The following is a 17,574-nucleotide window of genomic DNA, read 5'->3' as shown; positions in this document are numbered from 1 at the left end:
TCACGGGAAGGCCATGACGCGTCATGGGTTTGCCTTCACCCACACCTAACGGGCAAAGGCGGGTCAGTGGCTGGAAATGGGAAAAGAACCCGCCGAGAATTCGCAGACGGCCTGGAATTCCCTGTGGGCTGCGCTATACTGAGTCGCTGAAATGCTTCGACAACCGAGTGAGATCACGGGTCTCCTGGAGGCCTGGAGCGCCGGCGACCTGTCGGCCTTAGACGAGCTGGTACCGCTGGTCTTCGACGACCTGCATCGCATGGCTCGTTTCTTCTTCCACCGCGAATCCAACACCCACACCCTCCAGCCCACCGCGCTGGTGAGCGAGGTCTACTTCCGGATGCGCGGTCAGAAAAAAGTGCGGCTGGACAGCCGGGTGGACTTCTTCAACTTCGCCGCGGAGGTGATGCGGCATTTCCTGGTGGACTACGCCCGCAAGCGCAAGGCGGCCAAGCGGGGCGGCGGGGTGTCGGACATCTCGTTGGAGTCGGGCATCGCCTACCTGCTCTCCGACACCCCCACCAACGCGCGGCTGCTGGATCTCCACCACGCCCTGGAGGAGTTGGAGAGGATCGAAAAACGCCAGGCCCACATCGTCACCCTGCGCTTCTTCCTCGGCCTCCACGTCGCCGAGATCGCCGACCTGATGGACATCTCCGAGTCCACGGTCAAGCGCGAGTGGCGCACCGCCAAGCTGTGGCTCCGCCGGCGTTTGGGAGATCTCGCTCCCCCGACCCGGGACGATTGACCCCCGATCCTTCACCGCCACGCTACCTAAGTAAGAGCGCTCAGGCTCAAGAACTAGGTACTATGAATACGGAACGCTGGCCGGAGATCAAAACTCTCCTCGATCAAGTCCTCGACCTTCCACCGGACGAGCGCGAACCCTATCTGGCGAGCCATTGCCAACAAGATGAAGAGCTGATTACCGAGCTCCGGGCCTACTTGGACCTGGAAGACGAGGCGGAAGAGCTCTTCGAGACCCCCATCGTCGACCTCATCGCCGGCCGGCCGCCGGAGTATCGGGCCGGGGAGCGCATCGGTCCCTATCGTCTCGATGGAGAGATCGCCCGCGGCGGCATGGGGGTGGTGTACAAAGCCAGCCGGGTTCAGGGCGGATTCCACCAGGAAGTGGCCATCAAGGTCTTGAAGCGGGGCTTCGACACCGGCGACTTCGTCCGCCGCTTCCGCACCGAGCAGCAAATCCTGGCGGATCTGGACCATCCCAATATCGTCCGCCTGCTCGACGGTGGAGCCACCGACGACGGGCTTCCCTATCTGGTGATGGAATCCGTGGAGGGCACACGCCTCGACGCCTACCGTCGGGTCCTGCGACCGGACTTGCAGGGGCTCCTGGAGCTTTTCCTGAAGGTCTGCGACGCCGTCCACGTAGCGCACCAGCACATGGTGGTGCACTGCGACCTCAAACCCTCCAACATCCTGGTCACCGGCGAGGGGGAGCCCAAGCTGCTGGACTTCGGCATCGCCAAAGTCTTGCAGCAGGGCACCGACGGCGCCACCCAAAGCCTCGGTCTACGCCTCGGCACGCCGCCCTACGCCAGCCCGGAGCAGGCTCGCGGCGAGGCGGTGACCTCGGCCAACGACGTCTACTCCCTGGGCGCTCTGCTCTTCCTGCTCCTCACCGGCCGCGCCCCCAAGGCCCCGGACGATCCCGGCGCGCCCCTACAAGTCCCCTCCAAGGTGCTGGAGGGAGCCCGCGCCGCCAGCCCGGACCTCGAGCTCGACGACTCTTACCTGGAGCCCAATGAGCTGCGCGGTGACCTCGACGCCATCACCCTCAAGGCCATGGCGGCGGATCCGGACCTGCGCTACTCCTCCGCTGCGGCTCTCGCCGAGGATCTCCGCCGCCACCTCGGGGGGCATCCGGTCAAAGCCCAGCCCTACAGCTGGTCCTACGTCTTCAGCCGGTTTGTCCGCCGGCGGCGGCGCGAGCTCTCCATCGCCGCCGTGATCCTTGTCCTACTTCTCACCGCCGGGGTCATCGCCCTCACCCAACAGATTCGCGCCGAAGCCCAGGAGACCCGCGCCCTGGGTATCCGAGACGCCTACCTGGAGCTCCTCGAGGTCTACGACCCCACCAGTACCGATTCCGCTGCCGAAGCGGTGCGTACCGCCATGCAGGAGCTGCTGGCCAACGAACGCTTTGTCCCGAACGAAGATCAAGCTCTGATCTATGACCGCATCGGGCGCCAGTTCTACCGCTTGGGCTTTTTCGAGCGCGGCCACGAGATGGTCGACCGATCGCTGGCCCTGCGACGGGAGGATGCGCGAACCACTCCCGGAGAGCTCGCCTCGAGCCTGAACAATCTGGCGCTCTTCTATCTCGCCGAGAAAGACTTGGATCGAGCCGCCGAGCTGGTCGAGCAGGCGCTGGCCATCCACGCCCAGCATCCGGATGTGGACAAGCTCGAGACCTACGAGATCACCGCCAACCTGGCCGGCGTATACCGCGAACAGGGACGAAACGAGGAGGCGGAGGCCCGCTATCGCCAGGCCATCGCCGGCTACCGATCCAGCGAGGACGCCAAGCCCGCTGAGCTAGCCAAGATTGTCGGCGGCTTCGGCGTCATGCTCTATGGCGCCGGCCGCCTCGAAGAGGCCGAGCCGCTCCTACGGGAGTCCCTCGAGCTGCGCCGGAAGGTGCTGGGCCCCACCCACGAGAAGGTTTCGACGGGCCTGATCAACTTCGCCGCATTCCTCGACGCCCGCGGCAAGACCAACGAAGCCATCGCCCACTACCGCGAGGCCCTCGCCCTCCGGGAAGCGACCTTCGACACCTCCAACATCAAAGTCGCCAGCGCCGCCGCCTACCTCGGCTACGCACTCTCCGGCCGCGGCTCCCAACGCGATCTCGAGGAAGCCCAATCCCTCCTCGAGCCCGCCATCGCAACCAGCCTCCAGACCCAAGGGCCGGACCACTCCGACACCCTTCTCTTCCAGACCTACCTCGCCGGCGTTTTACTCCGCCGCGGCGAGCTCCAACGCACAGAATCCCTCCTCCGCAGCATCCTCGACCGCCAGGCCACCTGGAAAAACACCGTCAACGCCTGGCGCATCGCCGACGCCCGCAGCCTCCTCGGCGCCACCCTCCTAGCCCAAGGCCAACGCACCGCCGCCCGCCCCTACCTCGAAGGGGCCGCGGAGGTGATCGCCGAGGCGCGCGGGGAGGATGCGCGGCCGGCGCGGGAGGCGTGGGAGCGGTGGGGGGAGTGGGTAGGCCACCAGGCGGATACAGACCACGGCGCTTGATACCGATACTTCCGCTCACCTCGAGCGCTAGCTTGCCTTCCTCCCCCCCCTAATCCAAAAAGAATCCTCCAGATCTGACCCCTGAGTCACCGTCTCTTCGCTTTCTGTAGAAACGAAGCATGACGGGGTGGGGAGATTTCCGTCGAAGCCCGAATGGGTTCGAAGGTATCCCACCCGGTGCCTGCTCGAGGACGATCAAGGATGGCTCCGAAGACCACTGCATCTAAGCCCGCCGAAGTCTCTATTGCCCAGAGCACTCCGTGCGCCACCTGTGGCGAATGGCTCGTTCGCCCCGAAGACAACTACTGCTGCGCCTGCGGTCAGCTCCAGCTCGCCCTAGAGATCAAGCCGGCCTCACTGGTCTTCTTGGCTTCTCTCGCCAGAGCTCGGCAGAAACAGTTGCTCCTGTTCAACCGGGAGGACCGGACTCTCCAGATCGAGGTGCGGAGCTCCAGAGTCTCTTGGATACGGATCCAGCCGGAAAAACTGACCATTGCCGCAGGTGACAAAGGCTGCATCCAGCTCCAGGTTCTTCCGGATCGTTTACCCAAAGGTGGTCAAGACCAACACCTCGATTGCCGCCTCGTAGTCGACGAAGACCCGCGCCGCTTCTTGCCTTTCCCTGTCTCGGTCAAGGCTGGCCCCAAACCCATTGTGGCTCCGGTGCAGTTCGGAGAGCTTCGCGAAGGTGGCGTAGAACACAGAGAACTGATCCTTCGCAATGACGGTGCCATGCCCTTGTCAGTGCAGCAGATTTCCGCCGAGGGAAGCAGTCAGCTAGTGCTTGGTGCTGTAGAACTGCCGGCCCGCATCGGTCCCAAGAGCGCTATGACCTTCCCAGTCTCTTGGGACACGAACCAACCAGATCCTGGTGACTCTAAAGCTGCAGGATTTCGTCTCCTCTTCTCCAATCACGATGAGCTCTTCGTACCGGCCCGGGTCTCTCTCTATCGCTACCGCCTGGTCGCCTCGCCGAAACGGATCCGCCTCGAGGGCTCGTCTCGAGACCGGCACCGCGCTGAGATCGAGCTCCGCAACCAGGGCACGGTGGACATCGAGGTCGAAGACATCCACACGGAGCAACCCTGGATTCATGTACCCAAGCTGGAAACCTCCGTTTCTCTAGCTGCTCCCGACAAGCGATCCGCATCGGGAGGCGGACAAGAAAAGACCGCAGACTCGATCCTTCCCCTTGAGGTCGTCTGCTCCGCTGAAGAGCTTACTCCCGGGGCGCATGAGGGCTCGGTCGACGTAAAGGTGCAAGGGGAACAAGAGAATCTACAAATCCCAATCGAGGTCCAGGTCTTCGAGCTGCAGAAGTACACCGAGTACATCGGCATCGACTTCGGTACCACCAACTCGGTGGTCTCGGTCTTCGATCCGCATAGCGACAGCGCCGTACTGGTCGAGGTGGAGAACGAGAATCAGGAGCCCTCACCCCTGATTCCGAGCGTTCTCACCTTCACCGGTCCCGACGGCTCGCACTTGATCGGCTATGAGGCGAGATCCGAGATCCGCGTTAGCGAAGGCCCCACCGTGCGGTCGGTCAAACGGATCATGGGCTACGACGAGGGCTGGCTTGCATTTGATCGCGTTTACCAGCCCGAGGAGCTGGCAGCGCTCATTCTTCGCCAGCTGACTGCACTGGCAAGCAAGAAGCTCCAAGAATTGACCGGATCCTATTTCGACATCCGTCGCGCCATTGTGACCGTGCCCGCCGACTTCTATGGTCCACAGATCCAGAGCATCCTCCGAGCCTGCGAGCTGGCGGGCCTGGAAGCCGAGAACAACCTGGACGAGACGGTCGCCCGGGAGCTCCGAGACCAACTTGGCAACGAAGTGAGCGAGGGCATGATCCTCGATGAGCCCTCAGCAGCTGCCCTGTATTTCCTCCACTATCTAGCGGACCATCGGAGCCTACACAGCGACTTGGAAGAATTGATCGCCCGCGATCAAGGGATGCATCTGTTGGTCTTCGACTACGGTGGCGGCACGCTGGACATCTCAATAGCTCAGGTAGCGGCTCTGCAAGACGACAGCATCGGCCTGAGCGTACTCGCCAACTTCGGCGACAACCGCCTCGGCGGGGACCATCTAGATATTCTCCTGATCCGGGACTTTCTGGCTCAGGCCTCCCTAGCTTTTGAGGATTTTGACGACTCCCTCATTCGAGCCAATCACGCCCAAATCGAGAAGCGTCGCGCCTCGGAAAACTGGCCTAATCAGGTCTGGGATCAAATCGAAAGGGCTCGCCGAACTTGGAAGGATGCGGCCGAGAAGCTCAAGATTGCCCTGGCTGATCCAACCCTCGGCAATGATGACCCAATCACTGTCGAGCTGCCCCCAGAAGCCCTCTGCCACCTGAGGGGCAACGAGTTGGTCTCCACTTCCGAACCCCTCCTGATCACCCGCACTCGGAATCAGCTCGAGGAGCGCCTCCACGAGGCCCTGGAAGGGATTCGACCGCTCTTGGAGAAGACCCTCCATCTCGCAGAGCTCACCCCCGATCAGATCGACTTTGTGTTCCATGCAGGACGGCAAAGTTTCATGCCAGCAGTCCGAGAGCGGGTCGCTCAACTCTTCCCACAGGCCCACGAAGCAAATCGGATCGTGCTGGACGAGAGTCTGCTCAAGGTCTGCGTGGCCAAAGGCGCTGCTCTCTATGGACGCCTGCGAGATCAGCCGGAAGGCTCGGGCAAGATCCGACTCATCCAGAAACGACGCCTTCCACATTCCTATGGGGTTGCTCGCCATATGGGCTTCGGACGATTCGAACTGGAAGAGATCATTGCCCAGGGAGAGACTTACCCGGTCGAGAAAACCAAGCGGTACAAACGCCAGGAGATACCCAAATCGGGGCGCTTACGCGTCCAGCTCTACCAAAACGGTGGCTTGAGCTCTCAGATCAAGAACAATCCTGAAATTCGGAAGCTCGGAGAACTCGAACAGGAAGTCTCGACTGACCGTAAAGACCCCCTAGACCTCCGCCTCGCCGTCGACATCAACCGGCGGCTCCTCGTTCACCTCGATGGTGAGCCCGTTGAGCTGCGCCCCCTCCAAGTAACAGACGACATGGACTGGATGGGATGAAAATGCTGGAATCAACCTCAAAGACAACTCCACCAGTGGTCAGACTTGCCCGAAGCCAAAAAGGGAAGATGACAACACTACTGATTTTCTTTGTCGCCCTACTCCTCTGGCAACTACCCAATGCTTCCCTGGCAGCCGATGAGTCTTTGGAAGCCTGGCTAGAGCCCCTCGAAGAGGGACAGGTGCCTCCTGAGGGAGCGAGCAAAGCGCTGCCTAGATACCTCTCGAACCAGGCGAGTCGCACGGAATGGAACACTAAATCGAGAATGATTGGGCGCCACCTCTACCAGTTCCTTACAAAACTCCCAAAAGTGAATGATGAAAGCACCAGAGCCCAAGCATCCCAAGCCGAAAATTTAGACAGCGCAGCCGCCTTTCTAATAGCAATACGAGAGTTCTACAAGACCGAAAAAAGACCCAAAAGCTTCCACGAGATAGTCATGGCTGCACAGGAAGCCGCAAATTCTGATGAAGAGAGCACTGCCCAATTCGAACTCCTGCAGGCACTGAGGGAAGTCAGAACAAGCCCCAATGACGACAACGAGCGCATGGGTTCCTTGGACAAGGTCGTGAGGCTCCTACAGACCTCCGCAGTGATCCAATCGTCAAGAGACCGTCAGACATCAGTAGAGACATCAGTAGGAAGTCATCGGCATTCTCCGAGTGAGTTCCTGGACCCAAAACAACTTAGTCTGTTCAAGAAGCTTTTTGACTCCGGCTGGGAACCCTCGCCGCCCTGGACTCGAGGAGCCCTCCTAGCCTGCATCCTACTCACGATCTTAGCGGTGTTGCTTCACTTGGTGCGAATACCAGGACTAAGAAGGCGAGCAGACCCCGACGAGGGAAGATTGGCTAAAGAAGAAATAGCCAGACTCAAGAAGGGGCTCTCGACAACGAGAAAGAAGGTGAGCGACTTGCTCAGCCGCCTAGCCCAAGCAGAACGACTAGCGAGCGATAAGTCCGACCTCAAGAAAATGCAGCAAGAACTAACCAGCCTCCGACAGGTCTTGACAGATAATCAAAAAGAAATTGCCCCCAGTCTCAGAGAACGGACGACTGGGACCAAGACTCCCACATCGCACTGGCAAGCCCCAAGCAACCCCACCCCGGACACGAGAGCAACCCCGAGCCAGACCATTCTGAGGAGGATAAACCGTGTCGAGGACTTCCTGAGCGACACCAACAAAAGAGTCGATGCCATAAAAGTGGAGTTAAGTCGTCCGCCAAATGAAGCAAATAACGAGCATAAATCAGACGAGGCCCTAATACAGCTTGAAAGGAACTTTCTAGCGCAACTCTGGAAGCAGGCAAAGTCAACCTTGAGCAGAGAAGCTGCGCCCACAGACCAAGATCAAGGCGGGCCATCATGGAGCCGATCTCTTGATATTGTTTGCAGGGACCTTCCCCGCAACCTGCTGAAGCACCCAGGACTCAAGGAGAACCTCGAAAGAATCTCTGCTCCGGCGATCCGACTCAAGCACAGCCAAGCGAAGATGAATGCGATACGCGCGAGCTTACTACCCAGACCCTCGACAGAAGAGACTCCCCAACAAGAAGGTTCAAGTGAGCGAGAGTTATTCCGCCTTCGTGATTACTCTCTGCACCTATTCCACCTCCTCAATACAGAAGAAGGCCGGCGCCTGCGCGAGTTCGATTTGAGGCAGTGGATTCGCCAGCAGTTCCGAGAATTTGCTGACCAATTCTTCCGCGAGTACTGGGAAGGCCAGTTCCTGGGGCGTTCTCCGGATCTGGAGGACGCGAAGCGCCTTGTCGAAGAGATTCTGGTACAGGGAGGTATCGAGGTTATCCCCACGGTGCCCGGCAGAACGCGCTTTGATCGGTCCCAGCATATCGGCCGTTCCGCCGAGTCCTCTCAGCACCACGAGGACGGAGTGATCGTCTCTGTCCTGCGGGTGGGCTTCCGAGACGCGAAGAAGAATCAAGTCATTCAGCAACCTGAAGTCGTGGTCAACCGACGGTGAAGAGGTCGAGCCTTATGCGTTGTCCCTACCCCGAATGCACGAGTCCTGAGCTGGACGAAGGGCTGACCAGCTGCCCCTCGTGCCGCCACCCACTGAAACGATGTGGCGAGACCTCTTGCCGTTCCTACAACCGGCCCTTCGCCAACTTTTGCCATCGGTGTGGAGTTCCTTTGGCGCAGGCCGAGTTCCATTGGTCCGGGTTCCGGGGTGGCCCACAGCGGCTCGGCCTCAACCCCCACCGACTGCCAAAGCCCTTGCTGCAATCCAAGCTCCTACCCGTGGAACGAGGCATGCTCAAACTGGGAGAAACATGCCTGTCTCTGCTCTCATGGGATGACCACCTGGTTGCCGTAGCTCAGTCCGGTCGCATCGAGATCGTGGCTCCACGGCACAGATTCGCCGAACGACTCAAAGCCGATGGTCCATTGAGCTGTCATCCCTGTATCGACGCCTCCACCCTTTTCGTCGGCCGCGCAGGGGCTCTCACTGCCTTCTCTCTCTGCGCTTTGAGCTTGCACGAGCCCAAGCGCCAACCGCGATGGGTCATCGAAGTGCCGGGACGTCCCACGGATGCTCTTCTCGCTCTACACAACAGGCTCTTCTTCCACCTGGCGCAGTCTTCGGGCCAGCAGGAACTCGCATGCCTCAGTCGGATATCGAGCCGAGAGCCGTTGCTCACTCGTCGTCTGTTGGTCGCAGATCGAATCAGCCCTCTAGCCGCAGAACGGCACCGGGGTCTTCTCTTCTTTCTCTCCCAACAAGGGGACCGGGTCTTCCACCACCAGATCCGCCTGAACGACCCAGCACTATCCGTGAGCAGCCAGCGAGTACCCAAGCTGCCCGCTTCGGACCTCGGGCACAAGCCCATCGCTTTCTGGCGCGATCAGCTCTTTGCGACCTTTGGTTCCCAGGACCTACTCTGCCGCATCCACCCCCCCCAGGACCCCATGAAACTGAGCGAGGACGTGAAGGTCTTTGCTCTCAACACGCTGGATGAACGCATCGAGGTGAGCACTACATCTCTCCGGTTTGCTCATGTCGCAGAGCACGAGGACCTTCCTCAAGGCTCACGTGTCGTAGGCCAACCGGTCATCTTTCGCGACCGCGCCGTCGCCTTGGGCTTCCAGGACGGCCGGGTTCGCCTCTTCGACCTCGAAGGCTCTCATGCCCATCGCGAGCTACGGGTTGGTGAGGCAGGCCATGCCGTCACTGCCCTAGCCTCCTTCGGGCCTTACCTAGCTGCCGGCACTTCCCAAGGCACGGTGGCCCTTTATGAGGTCATGCCTTCATGAAACAGCTCTTCCCCACAGCAAGATTCCTTGGAGGAGCTTGCTTCTTCCTCCTAACCCTTTGTCTAGGGATGTCGACTGAAGGAGAGATCACCCTCAACGCCGATCTCTCGATTCGCATTCTCCTGGACAACTCCGCCAGCATGTACCCCGGATACCAACCGCCGGGAACGCCTCACGCCAGCCTAGCGCAGTCCGGGGGCCGTTTCTTCGCGCAATACCCGGAGTTTGGAAGTTGGCTCGACGACTTTGTGAAAGCGCAGACGGTCCTCGGCGGTTCTGAGGTTTCCCTCGCCACCTTCACCTCGGGCCACGCCTTCTCCCCCGGAGACGTTCGCACCCTCCAACCTTCGGTCCCACTGACTTCCTTCAGATTTCAACGCCTCGTCGACAAGCTCCCACGGCAGGGCCTCCAGACGTACATCTCGGAAAGCCTAGAGGTGGGCACCCGAGGCTTCGAAGGAATCGTCTGGCTCATCACCGACAATATCGTCGAAGAGCGCCGAGGCGTTCCAGACGAGGGCGTGCAGCGATTCTTTCGCCAGCTCGCCGGTACCGAGCGCTACCGAGCCGTTCACCTCTACAAGCTCTCCTTTGATCGGCTCGTAGCCAACAAGCAGGGAAGCCTGGCGGTCTACGGCATCCTCATCTCTAAGCAAGAGGTCTCACCGGCGGTCTTACGGTACTACGACAACAAGTTCCGCAGTGCGTTGCTAGAGGCACGACGCGCCGGAGGGGGCGCCCTCTTCCCTGACCGGGCCTACTGGAAGCTAAAGGATCTGAGCTTTGGTGCTCTGGAGTTGGAGCTCAAGCCCAAGCTCGATGTGGAGATCGTTCAGCAAGAGCACAGGCTCTTCCGCGAGCGGCAAATCGTCAAGCTGATCCTGCGTGGCAGCGTCTCCAGCCGACTGACCCAGCATCGTGTAGTCGGCGGCGAGTTTACGCTCCTACCGGAGGGAGATTTTCGGCCCGTCGGGGAGGCTGAGGAAGACTTCGGACTTGAACCGATTCCTCCAGAGTTTTTCGATCCGCACCACGCCAGGCTGCAGCCAATCGCACCTCGCAAGTGGACTCCGCTCCAAGCAACGCTCACTTCAAACCGAGCCATTCCCCTGGAAACTCGTGGCCTCTCGGCTTGGTTTCGATCAGCCTCCCGAGGCCTAACCGTCCCCTACAAGGGGCAGGTGGTGGCACGGTTCTCGAACCTTGAAGCGATCTTCGACCGCAGCCAGATGGACGGCATCTTCGGTGCTGATGCCGCACCGGAGATCTTCGGAATCCAGCAGCGGATCCGTATTCCGAGCGAAGTATCCAATCCCGAGCCGGTAGCCTTCGAGCTCACGACTGGCTACGGCCGAATGCTTCTCTTCGCCCTCCTCTTCCTGGTGCTTCTCGGCATAGTCGGACTTCTATTCTGGTTCTTCGCCGACCGGCGAAGCTATCGAGTCCTGATCGCTGGCGAAGAGACTATCCTCTCGCTCCGCCGGCTCACCTTCACGAACATTCAATTTCGGGGGCATGCCCTCGGCCGCCTCCGCCGTGGCATGACCGACCCTGGGCGTTTCGAGCCCAACCAGAGCTCCGCCGCGGTCAGTGTCCAGCCCTCTAGATCCGAAGGCCGATACGACATCATCCTCCGCAAGCCTGACCAACAAGTATTAGAAGTACTCGAAATCCTGCACGTGGGCGGGGGGCCCGTGCAGCACAAAACGCAAGAACCTCCACGGCCCGGGCCTCCCGGAGGCTCTCCCGACAGTCCCTCTCCAGCGCGTCAGCCCAGCGTAGCCTCAAAAATCGACTCGTCGTCTATCCGCAGGCCAACCATCTCCAGACCCTAAACCGAGAGGAATCGTCTCATGACTCCAGAGCTCTCCCTCTTCCGCCGATTCGCCCCACCATTGAGAACTCCCGGAACTCAGACTGGACTTCTCTGTGCCATCCTGCACCTATTGATACCTCCTCCTGCCAGTGGCCAAAGCTTATTCGCTTCGGGCAACCCGTTCCTCAATTGGTTCTGGGTACTCCTCGGCACGGCCATCATCTGGTTCTTCTTCTACAGCTTTCTTTACCCGCGCCTCCTGCCCCATTTTGGAGAGATTGGCAGCCGCGCCATTTTCTGGCCCGGTGTGTTGCTCTACTTCTTTACCTGGTGGCACCTCAGCACTTACACCTTTTTCACCTACGGCTTCTACTACCTGTGGCTGCAGTGGTCTTCCCTGGCTCTGCTCGGCCTGCTCTCGATCTGGTTCCTGATCAGTTTCGTACGGCGTCGCTGAAGCTCAGCCAACCCCTGAGGAGAATGCAATGACTCAAGCTCTCGACCACATCCTGCAGGCGGCTCCGGCCGCCAAGAAAGACGACAGCAAGCCTGTTGGCCCGACACTGATGGTAGGGCTTGGCGGCACCGGTAAGGAAGTGCTGCTTCGCCTCCGACGCTCTATCGTGGAGCGCTATGGGAGCCTTTCGGCCTTGCCCTTCATCCAGTATCTGCATTTGGATACTGACGGCACCCTAAACGCCCGCCAACAATACGATCTCCCAGCGAGTGATGATCCCCTCCACGAAGATGTCCGCTTTCGCCCCTCCGAGCGCATCGATCTCACCATCGATGGCGGCACGGGCAAATATGTAGAGCACCTTCATACCTACCCTCACATTAAGCGTTGGTTCCCCAGCAGCGGCAAGATCGCCGACCTTGGCAACTTGGGCGATGGAGCCGGCCAGGTACGGGTTGCCAGTCGTCTAGCCTTCTACCATGCTCCCAACTTCAACAAGATCTCATCCAGCCTGGATCGAGCCCGCCGCCACTTGAGCGATCCTGCCATCCTCAACCAAGTCGGCGATTTGGGCTTCGAGTTTGAGCCCAACGGAATGGACATCTTCGTCGTTTGCTCTTTAGCGGGCGGAACCGGCGGCGGCACCTTCCTCGATATGGGCTTCCTGCTCAAGAGATTCTTCGGCAAGAGTACGCTGGCAGGCATCTTGATGCTCCCCAGCTTCTTTGCCGGTTACGCCGGGGGCAACCGCGTCCAAGGCAACGGATACGCAGCCCTAATGGAGCTCAACCACTACTGCTTCGGCCACACATTTACCGCCAACTGGGATGGAAACTCTCCGGAATCTCTCCAGCCTCCTCCCTTCGATGTCACCTACTTGGTGGACGGCACCAACGAGGGGGGCATCGGAATCCCGTCCAACGGCGGCGAGATGGACGCCTACCAGATGATCGCCGATGTTCTGTTCCAAGAATACTCGATAGGAACCTTCGCCGGAGTCAAGAGGGCTACCCGCATCAACTTGGTGAACTTTTCCCTCGACGTCTACTCTCACAACTTTCTCAACGAGGCCTTGCGTAGCAAGCGAGGCGGCGATCAGCGCAATGTGGTTGGAGACACTTTCCCCACCCGCTTCGGCTCCTTTGGCTATGCCAGCATCGAATTCCCCACGGATCGGCTCCAGAGCGCCTGCGGTGCCCGCTTGGCCATCCAGATTCTCGATTTCTGGCAGAAGAACCTGCTGGAAGATCCGCTGGAGCGTCTGTTCACCCGCTTTCTTACGAACGAGGACGTACGGTTCGCTCAAGGGCGGCTGGAACGCCGGGACGGTGGAGGGGTTATCGAACGATCCGACATCGAAGATGCTCTTTCGGTCTACCAGGAGGAAGGCGGGCGGACCTTCAACAGCTTCCTCTGGAGCAAGGCTCAGAAGATCCGTCAGCTGCTGGAAGCCACTCCCGTGGGCCAGAAGAGCAGAGTCCTCGAGCAGCAACTGGAGGAACTCGACAAACTCTATGCCCGGGAAGACAGCGAAGATTCAGACGAGTGGGGCTTGGCCATTCGGCAACTCGAAACAAACCGCCGCGAGTACTTGGAGCGAGTCACCGGCGGAATCGACAAGCTTGCTCGAGCAACCGCGGACAACCCCAAGCATGGAGTCGCCTACACTCTCTCGCTACTCCGCGAGCTCAAGAGCTTGTTGCGTAGCGACAACTTCCCCTACCTCTCACACTTCGAGACCGAGATCGAGACGTGGCGCGACGAAATCCAGCGGCAAGGGTACCGGCTGGAACAGCTCAAACTCGATATGAACCGTCACGAGCAGCAGACCCTCTTCCGGAAAGCTAATCTGAGCTGGGATCTGGACCAGCTGGCCGGGGCCGACGAAGAGGCACCACCGGGAGCTCTCTACGGCTACTACTACTCGCGGACCAAGAAGCAGATTGCCAAGCGTGGCAAGTCGATCTGCGAAGCCGTCGACGACTTCCTAGGCAAGGACGATGTCACGGGGAATGGTCTGCTCGGACGGTATTGGAAGCTCCTTTCCGGATTCGCTCAACTCGAGGAGAGGTTTCGCAAGAAGGAGGAATACTTTGCGGCGGAGCGTAAGTCAGAGCTTGTTGTGAGCCTCTATCAACGAAGCGATTTCGACCAATGGTTCCAGCGGTGGACCGGTGAGGGAGCAAAGCACCAAGACACTCTGCAATCGGTGGGGAACCAATTGCTCCAAAGAGTCTTCAAGGTCGACACCGTGAGCGCTGCCATAGCGCAGATCCAGCACACCTCACCGGCAGAGCTTGAGGACCTGATCCTCGCTCAATGTAAGGACTACTTCATCTCCCAGGAAGAACAACCACAAGCCCTAGAGATCTTGATGGATAAGCGCTATGACGGACGTCGAGAGCGCCTGGTGCGCAATGCCTACGAATTGGCGAAGGTGTGGCTTGAGCCCGCAGGTACAGGCGTTGATCACGTAGGAATTCGTCCCGTAGTTGCCGACCAGCGCCCGTGCATCATCGGTGTCGATAAGGACAACACTCTACGGTTTCCCGAATTCCGCCAGTTGATCGACACGATTCGATCCTCCGGTGACTCGCCGCCAAGCTTTCAGAACACCGGCAAATCCAACGGCAACGCCATCCTCTTCTACAACGAGTTGGCTGGAGTGCCGATCTTCTATCCTGGTGCTATTACCCGGCCCGGAGGCATGCGTAGTGCCTATCTGGGCACTGAAGACAAAGACGATCTGCACTTCGACAAGAATCGCTTCCAATTCGGCGATCTACTGCCGAAGACAGCGGCGGAGGCGAAGCGGTATGCCAACTCTGTCAAGGCCTTTGTTTTGGCTCGCGTGCTCGGCTTGCTGAAAATCAAGGAAATCCCTGATCGAAGCAACCAGTCGACTTTGCACTATAGCTACAGTCGGCAGATAGCTCTGGGCTATGAAGATGTGCATCTGGGCACAGAGAACCAGGCCATCGATGCCCTGTTCCGTGATGCTCGGGATGCCCACGAAACGGATCGGCGCCAGCTCCTCCTGGCTGCGGAGGAGAGCCTCCAGGCCTTGCGCTCCCAAAGTCTGCTGTGGGTCTATGGACTCCTCCTGGACTTTTACCTCTACCACGTCTATCCGCCTCTCCGAGACGAGGGCTGGGTTTCCAACCTGACCCTCATGCGTTACTCGCCAGAGTATGCGGTACTGGCAAGCGCCCGGGATGAGCTTCAGAACATCTTTCCCTCCGAGGTGGAGCGGCGGAAGCTCCGGGAGGCCCTGGATGCCAAGCGCCGTGGCAAGCAAGGAGAGGAAATGACCTATGAGGAGTATCTGCAGGCTCTCGGACCCCACGTGCGCATGGCCGGCCGCTTCGAAGTTCAGACCGAGAGCGTCGTAGTGGACCAGCGGGCCTTCCTCGAAGCGCCGGTTCTCGACCGCCAGAAACTGATGGGTGCAGATCGATCCTATCCGGCACCCGCGGCACCGAGCTCCCAAGAAAATCTTCGCCCCGAAGGCGAACGTCCCTGCCCGAACTGCAGCGAGATCCTCGATATTCGGGCAGTCTTCTGTACTCACTGCAGCCAAACCATCGCGAGCCATGTGCCCTGCGAGCACTGCGGCGAGCAAAGGGTCCCCGATGATCTAAGCCATTGCTGGAGCTGTGGTACACCCATGCGCCAAGACTCCAAGATCGAATGTCCCCAGTGCTTCAGTTGGTCGGGTTACAAGGAGGACTTTCCTTGTCAGGTGTGCGGATATGACCTCGCAGCCCCCGCTCCAGAGCCTGTAACAAGCAGCATGGAAAAGGCCAATGGTTCCACGACCGCAGCTACTGTTTCCAATACCCAGGAGCATCCCCCCTCTCCACCTGCTGAAGCAGAAGTCATGGCCTCCTCTCCGGACACCGAAAAAGTGGAGTGCCCAACCTGCTATTCCATGGTCGACCCCGGTCCTAAATGTTCTGTGTGTGACGGGTTACTTTGAATCTGACTTCGTATGGACTTCGTCTCGCTCTCGGAGGAAAACCAGATGCATCGCCAAGAATCCCGAACCCCTCTGACCATCCTTTTGGTCGTACTCCTGCTGCTTGCTCCCGTCACAACGGTACTGGCCTGGCTCGACGCCACTCGCTGGCACTATGTGCTCATTCCCCCAGGAGCAGCTTCACCCACGGACACCCCCTCCGACAACATCCCGATCCAACCGGAGAATCTCCAGCGACTTAAGCAGAGTATCCTTAACATCCGTGTGCCAAACTGTGACGGCACCGGGCTGTCCTCCGGAACGGCCTTCGTTGTGGCCCCAGGATATGTCGCGACAGCGGCTCATGTGGTCAAGGATCACCAAGCCTGCAGCAGCGAGATGGTCTTAGTGGACTATCGAGGTCTCGAATACCCGGCCGAGCTTGCTGGCTACTCCGACGAGACCCAGCTGGACCTAGCCCTCCTCTCCTTCGGCGACCAGGACTTGGCTTCCCTACCCCTCTCCAACTCCTCTCTCTTCGAGCAAGCCGCCGGCGCCGTCGAGGTGATCACCATCGGCTATCCCCCTGGGGCCTCTACGGTGGACGAATCCGCGATCTCCGGGGCAGGATTGATCTCAAGCTTCCGCGACGGAGTCTTCTTCACCTCCGGCATGGACCTCAACCCTGGCAACAGCGGTGGCCCCGTGTTCATCATGACGGACTGGACAGTACTGGGAGTCGCCAGCAAAAAGGGCGACGCGGCCCAAGGGGGCGAGGGCTTGGGGCTCGTGGTACCCAGCTCAGTGCTCGCTCAATTCTATGAGGACCGCATCGGACGACCCCTTTGAGCACAGAAGCACGCTAGGAACTAGTAAGGGGGGATAGATGTGCGCTGGTTACTCTTAGCTCTGTGGCTCGTGGCCGTTGTCGCGACTGTGGTGCCTTTGTTTCTTCCCGAGCCCGCTCAGATCGAGCTCGTGGTGGCAGATTCTACCTTCGGGCAGGATCTCACTGGAGCCGTGGCGACGATTACCGATCAACGCCGTGGGACCGCTCTCTCTCAACCGGTGACATCGCAGGGGGGCTCCCAACGCGTCTGGATCGACCGCATCCAGAGCGGCCCGCAGTCTCTGAAAGTCCAAATTCAGGGCTTCCGCCCCGCGACGACAGAATTCCTAGCCGCCCCCTTAGAGCTCACCCGCCAGGAGGTGGCCTTGGAGTCCTTACACACTCGAGTGTTGGTGGAAGTCGTAGACGGGCGCACGGGCGACCCCTTGCGCGAAGCCCGGCTAGATCAGCCCCCGGCCTCCCCACGCTCCATCGAGACAGGATATGAACTGCTCCTGCCCGAGGGAGACTACCAGCTGGCCGGCGAGGCACCAGGCTATTGCCGAGGCGAGCGAACTCTCGCTACCGCCCCCGGGCAGACCATCCGGCTCCAGCTCCCCCTCTCCCCAGTTCTGACGGCCGGCGAGGCTGCCCGCCTGATTCTTGACTGGGGCGAAAACCCACGAGACCTCGATGCGCATACCCTCCTCGAGCTTTCCGATGCCGAGGTTTCGAAACCTCATGCTTATTTCGGACACAAACAGGTCGAGAGCGATGCCGGTACCCTGCTCGCGGAGCTGGACATCGACTATCTCCACTCCGAAGGCTTTGAGACCACAACACTCTACAACAGCTCCCCGAGCACTTACCGCTACTTCGT

10 protein-coding genes are annotated in these 17,574 nt (G+C 59.8%); 9 read left to right on the top strand and 1 reads right to left on the bottom strand.

Annotated features, from left to right (window positions below):
• Positions 1–151: 151 nt before the first annotated feature.
• From SX243_08225 to SX243_08185, 9 genes are all read left to right on the top strand, one after another.
• Positions 152–748: an ECF-type sigma factor gene (locus SX243_08225; protein MDY7092943.1), complete on the top strand. Its 597-nt coding sequence runs from the start codon at positions 152–154 to the stop codon at positions 746–748.
• 62 nt (positions 749–810) lie between these two features.
• Positions 811–3,270, top strand: coding sequence for a serine/threonine-protein kinase (locus tag SX243_08220; GenBank protein MDY7092942.1), 2,460 nt, complete (start codon positions 811–813; stop codon positions 3,268–3,270).
• A gap of 201 nt (positions 3,271–3,471) precedes the next feature.
• On the top strand, positions 3,472–6,360 hold the full coding sequence (locus SX243_08215; GenBank protein ID MDY7092941.1) for an Hsp70 family protein: 2,889 nt from the start codon (positions 3,472–3,474) through the stop codon (positions 6,358–6,360).
• Entirely contained in the window at positions 6,357–8,342 is a 1,986-nt protein-coding gene (locus SX243_08210; GenBank protein MDY7092940.1) for a hypothetical protein, read from the top strand. The genes SX243_08215 and SX243_08210 overlap by 4 nt, the downstream gene beginning before the upstream one ends.
• Positions 8,343–9,289: 947 nt before the next feature.
• Positions 9,290–9,634 carry a hypothetical protein gene (locus SX243_08205; GenBank protein MDY7092939.1) on the top strand — a complete coding sequence of 115 codons (345 nt, stop codon included), beginning with the start codon at positions 9,290–9,292 and terminating at the stop codon, positions 9,632–9,634.
• The gene (locus tag SX243_08200) at positions 9,631–11,469 is read left to right on the top strand and encodes a hypothetical protein (protein ID MDY7092938.1); all 1,839 of its coding nucleotides are present in this window, start codon (positions 9,631–9,633) and stop codon (positions 11,467–11,469) included. Before SX243_08205 ends, SX243_08200 begins: the two co-directional genes overlap by 4 nt.
• An 18-nt stretch (positions 11,470–11,487) precedes the next feature.
• The gene (locus SX243_08195; protein MDY7092937.1) at positions 11,488–11,907 is read left to right on the top strand and encodes a hypothetical protein; all 420 of its coding nucleotides are present in this window, start codon (positions 11,488–11,490) and stop codon (positions 11,905–11,907) included.
• A gap of 28 nt (positions 11,908–11,935) precedes the next feature.
• On the top strand, positions 11,936–15,886 hold the full coding sequence (locus tag SX243_08190) for a tubulin-like doman-containing protein (protein ID MDY7092936.1): 3,951 nt from the start codon (positions 11,936–11,938) through the stop codon (positions 15,884–15,886).
• Positions 15,887–15,931: 45 nt separating this feature from the next.
• Positions 15,932–16,714, top strand: a complete 783-nt coding sequence (locus SX243_08185) for a serine protease (GenBank protein MDY7092935.1) — start codon at positions 15,932–15,934, stop codon at positions 16,712–16,714.
• Positions 16,715–17,155: 441 nt separating this feature from the next.
• Here the strand turns inward: SX243_08185 and SX243_08180 are convergent.
• Positions 17,156–17,574, bottom strand: a 419-nt coding sequence (locus SX243_08180; GenBank protein ID MDY7092934.1) for a hypothetical protein, incomplete at its 5' end; no start/stop codon positions are given.

It is taken from the genome of Acidobacteriota bacterium (assembly GCA_034211275.1).
Taxonomy (GTDB): Bacteria; Acidobacteriota; Thermoanaerobaculia; order Multivoradales; family JAHZIX01; genus JAGQSE01.
Note: the sequence above shows the minus strand (reverse complement) of the source record. Positions and strands in the feature narration are given on the sequence as shown.

Coding starts and splice junctions, on each gene's coding strand:
- SX243_08225 (MDY7092943.1), top strand. CDS start 152: ATGCTTCGACAACCGAGTGAGATCACGGGTCTCCTGGAGGCCTGGAGC.
- SX243_08220 (MDY7092942.1), top strand. CDS start 811: ATGAATACGGAACGCTGGCCGGAGATCAAAACTCTCCTCGATCAAGTC.
- SX243_08215 (MDY7092941.1), top strand. CDS start 3,472: ATGGCTCCGAAGACCACTGCATCTAAGCCCGCCGAAGTCTCTATTGCC.
- SX243_08210 (MDY7092940.1), top strand. CDS start 6,357: ATGAAAATGCTGGAATCAACCTCAAAGACAACTCCACCAGTGGTCAGA.
- SX243_08205 (MDY7092939.1), top strand. CDS start 9,290: ATGAAACTGAGCGAGGACGTGAAGGTCTTTGCTCTCAACACGCTGGAT.
- SX243_08200 (MDY7092938.1), top strand. CDS start 9,631: ATGAAACAGCTCTTCCCCACAGCAAGATTCCTTGGAGGAGCTTGCTTC.
- SX243_08195 (MDY7092937.1), top strand. CDS start 11,488: ATGACTCCAGAGCTCTCCCTCTTCCGCCGATTCGCCCCACCATTGAGA.
- SX243_08190 (MDY7092936.1), top strand. CDS start 11,936: ATGACTCAAGCTCTCGACCACATCCTGCAGGCGGCTCCGGCCGCCAAG.
- SX243_08185 (MDY7092935.1), top strand. CDS start 15,932: ATGCATCGCCAAGAATCCCGAACCCCTCTGACCATCCTTTTGGTCGTA.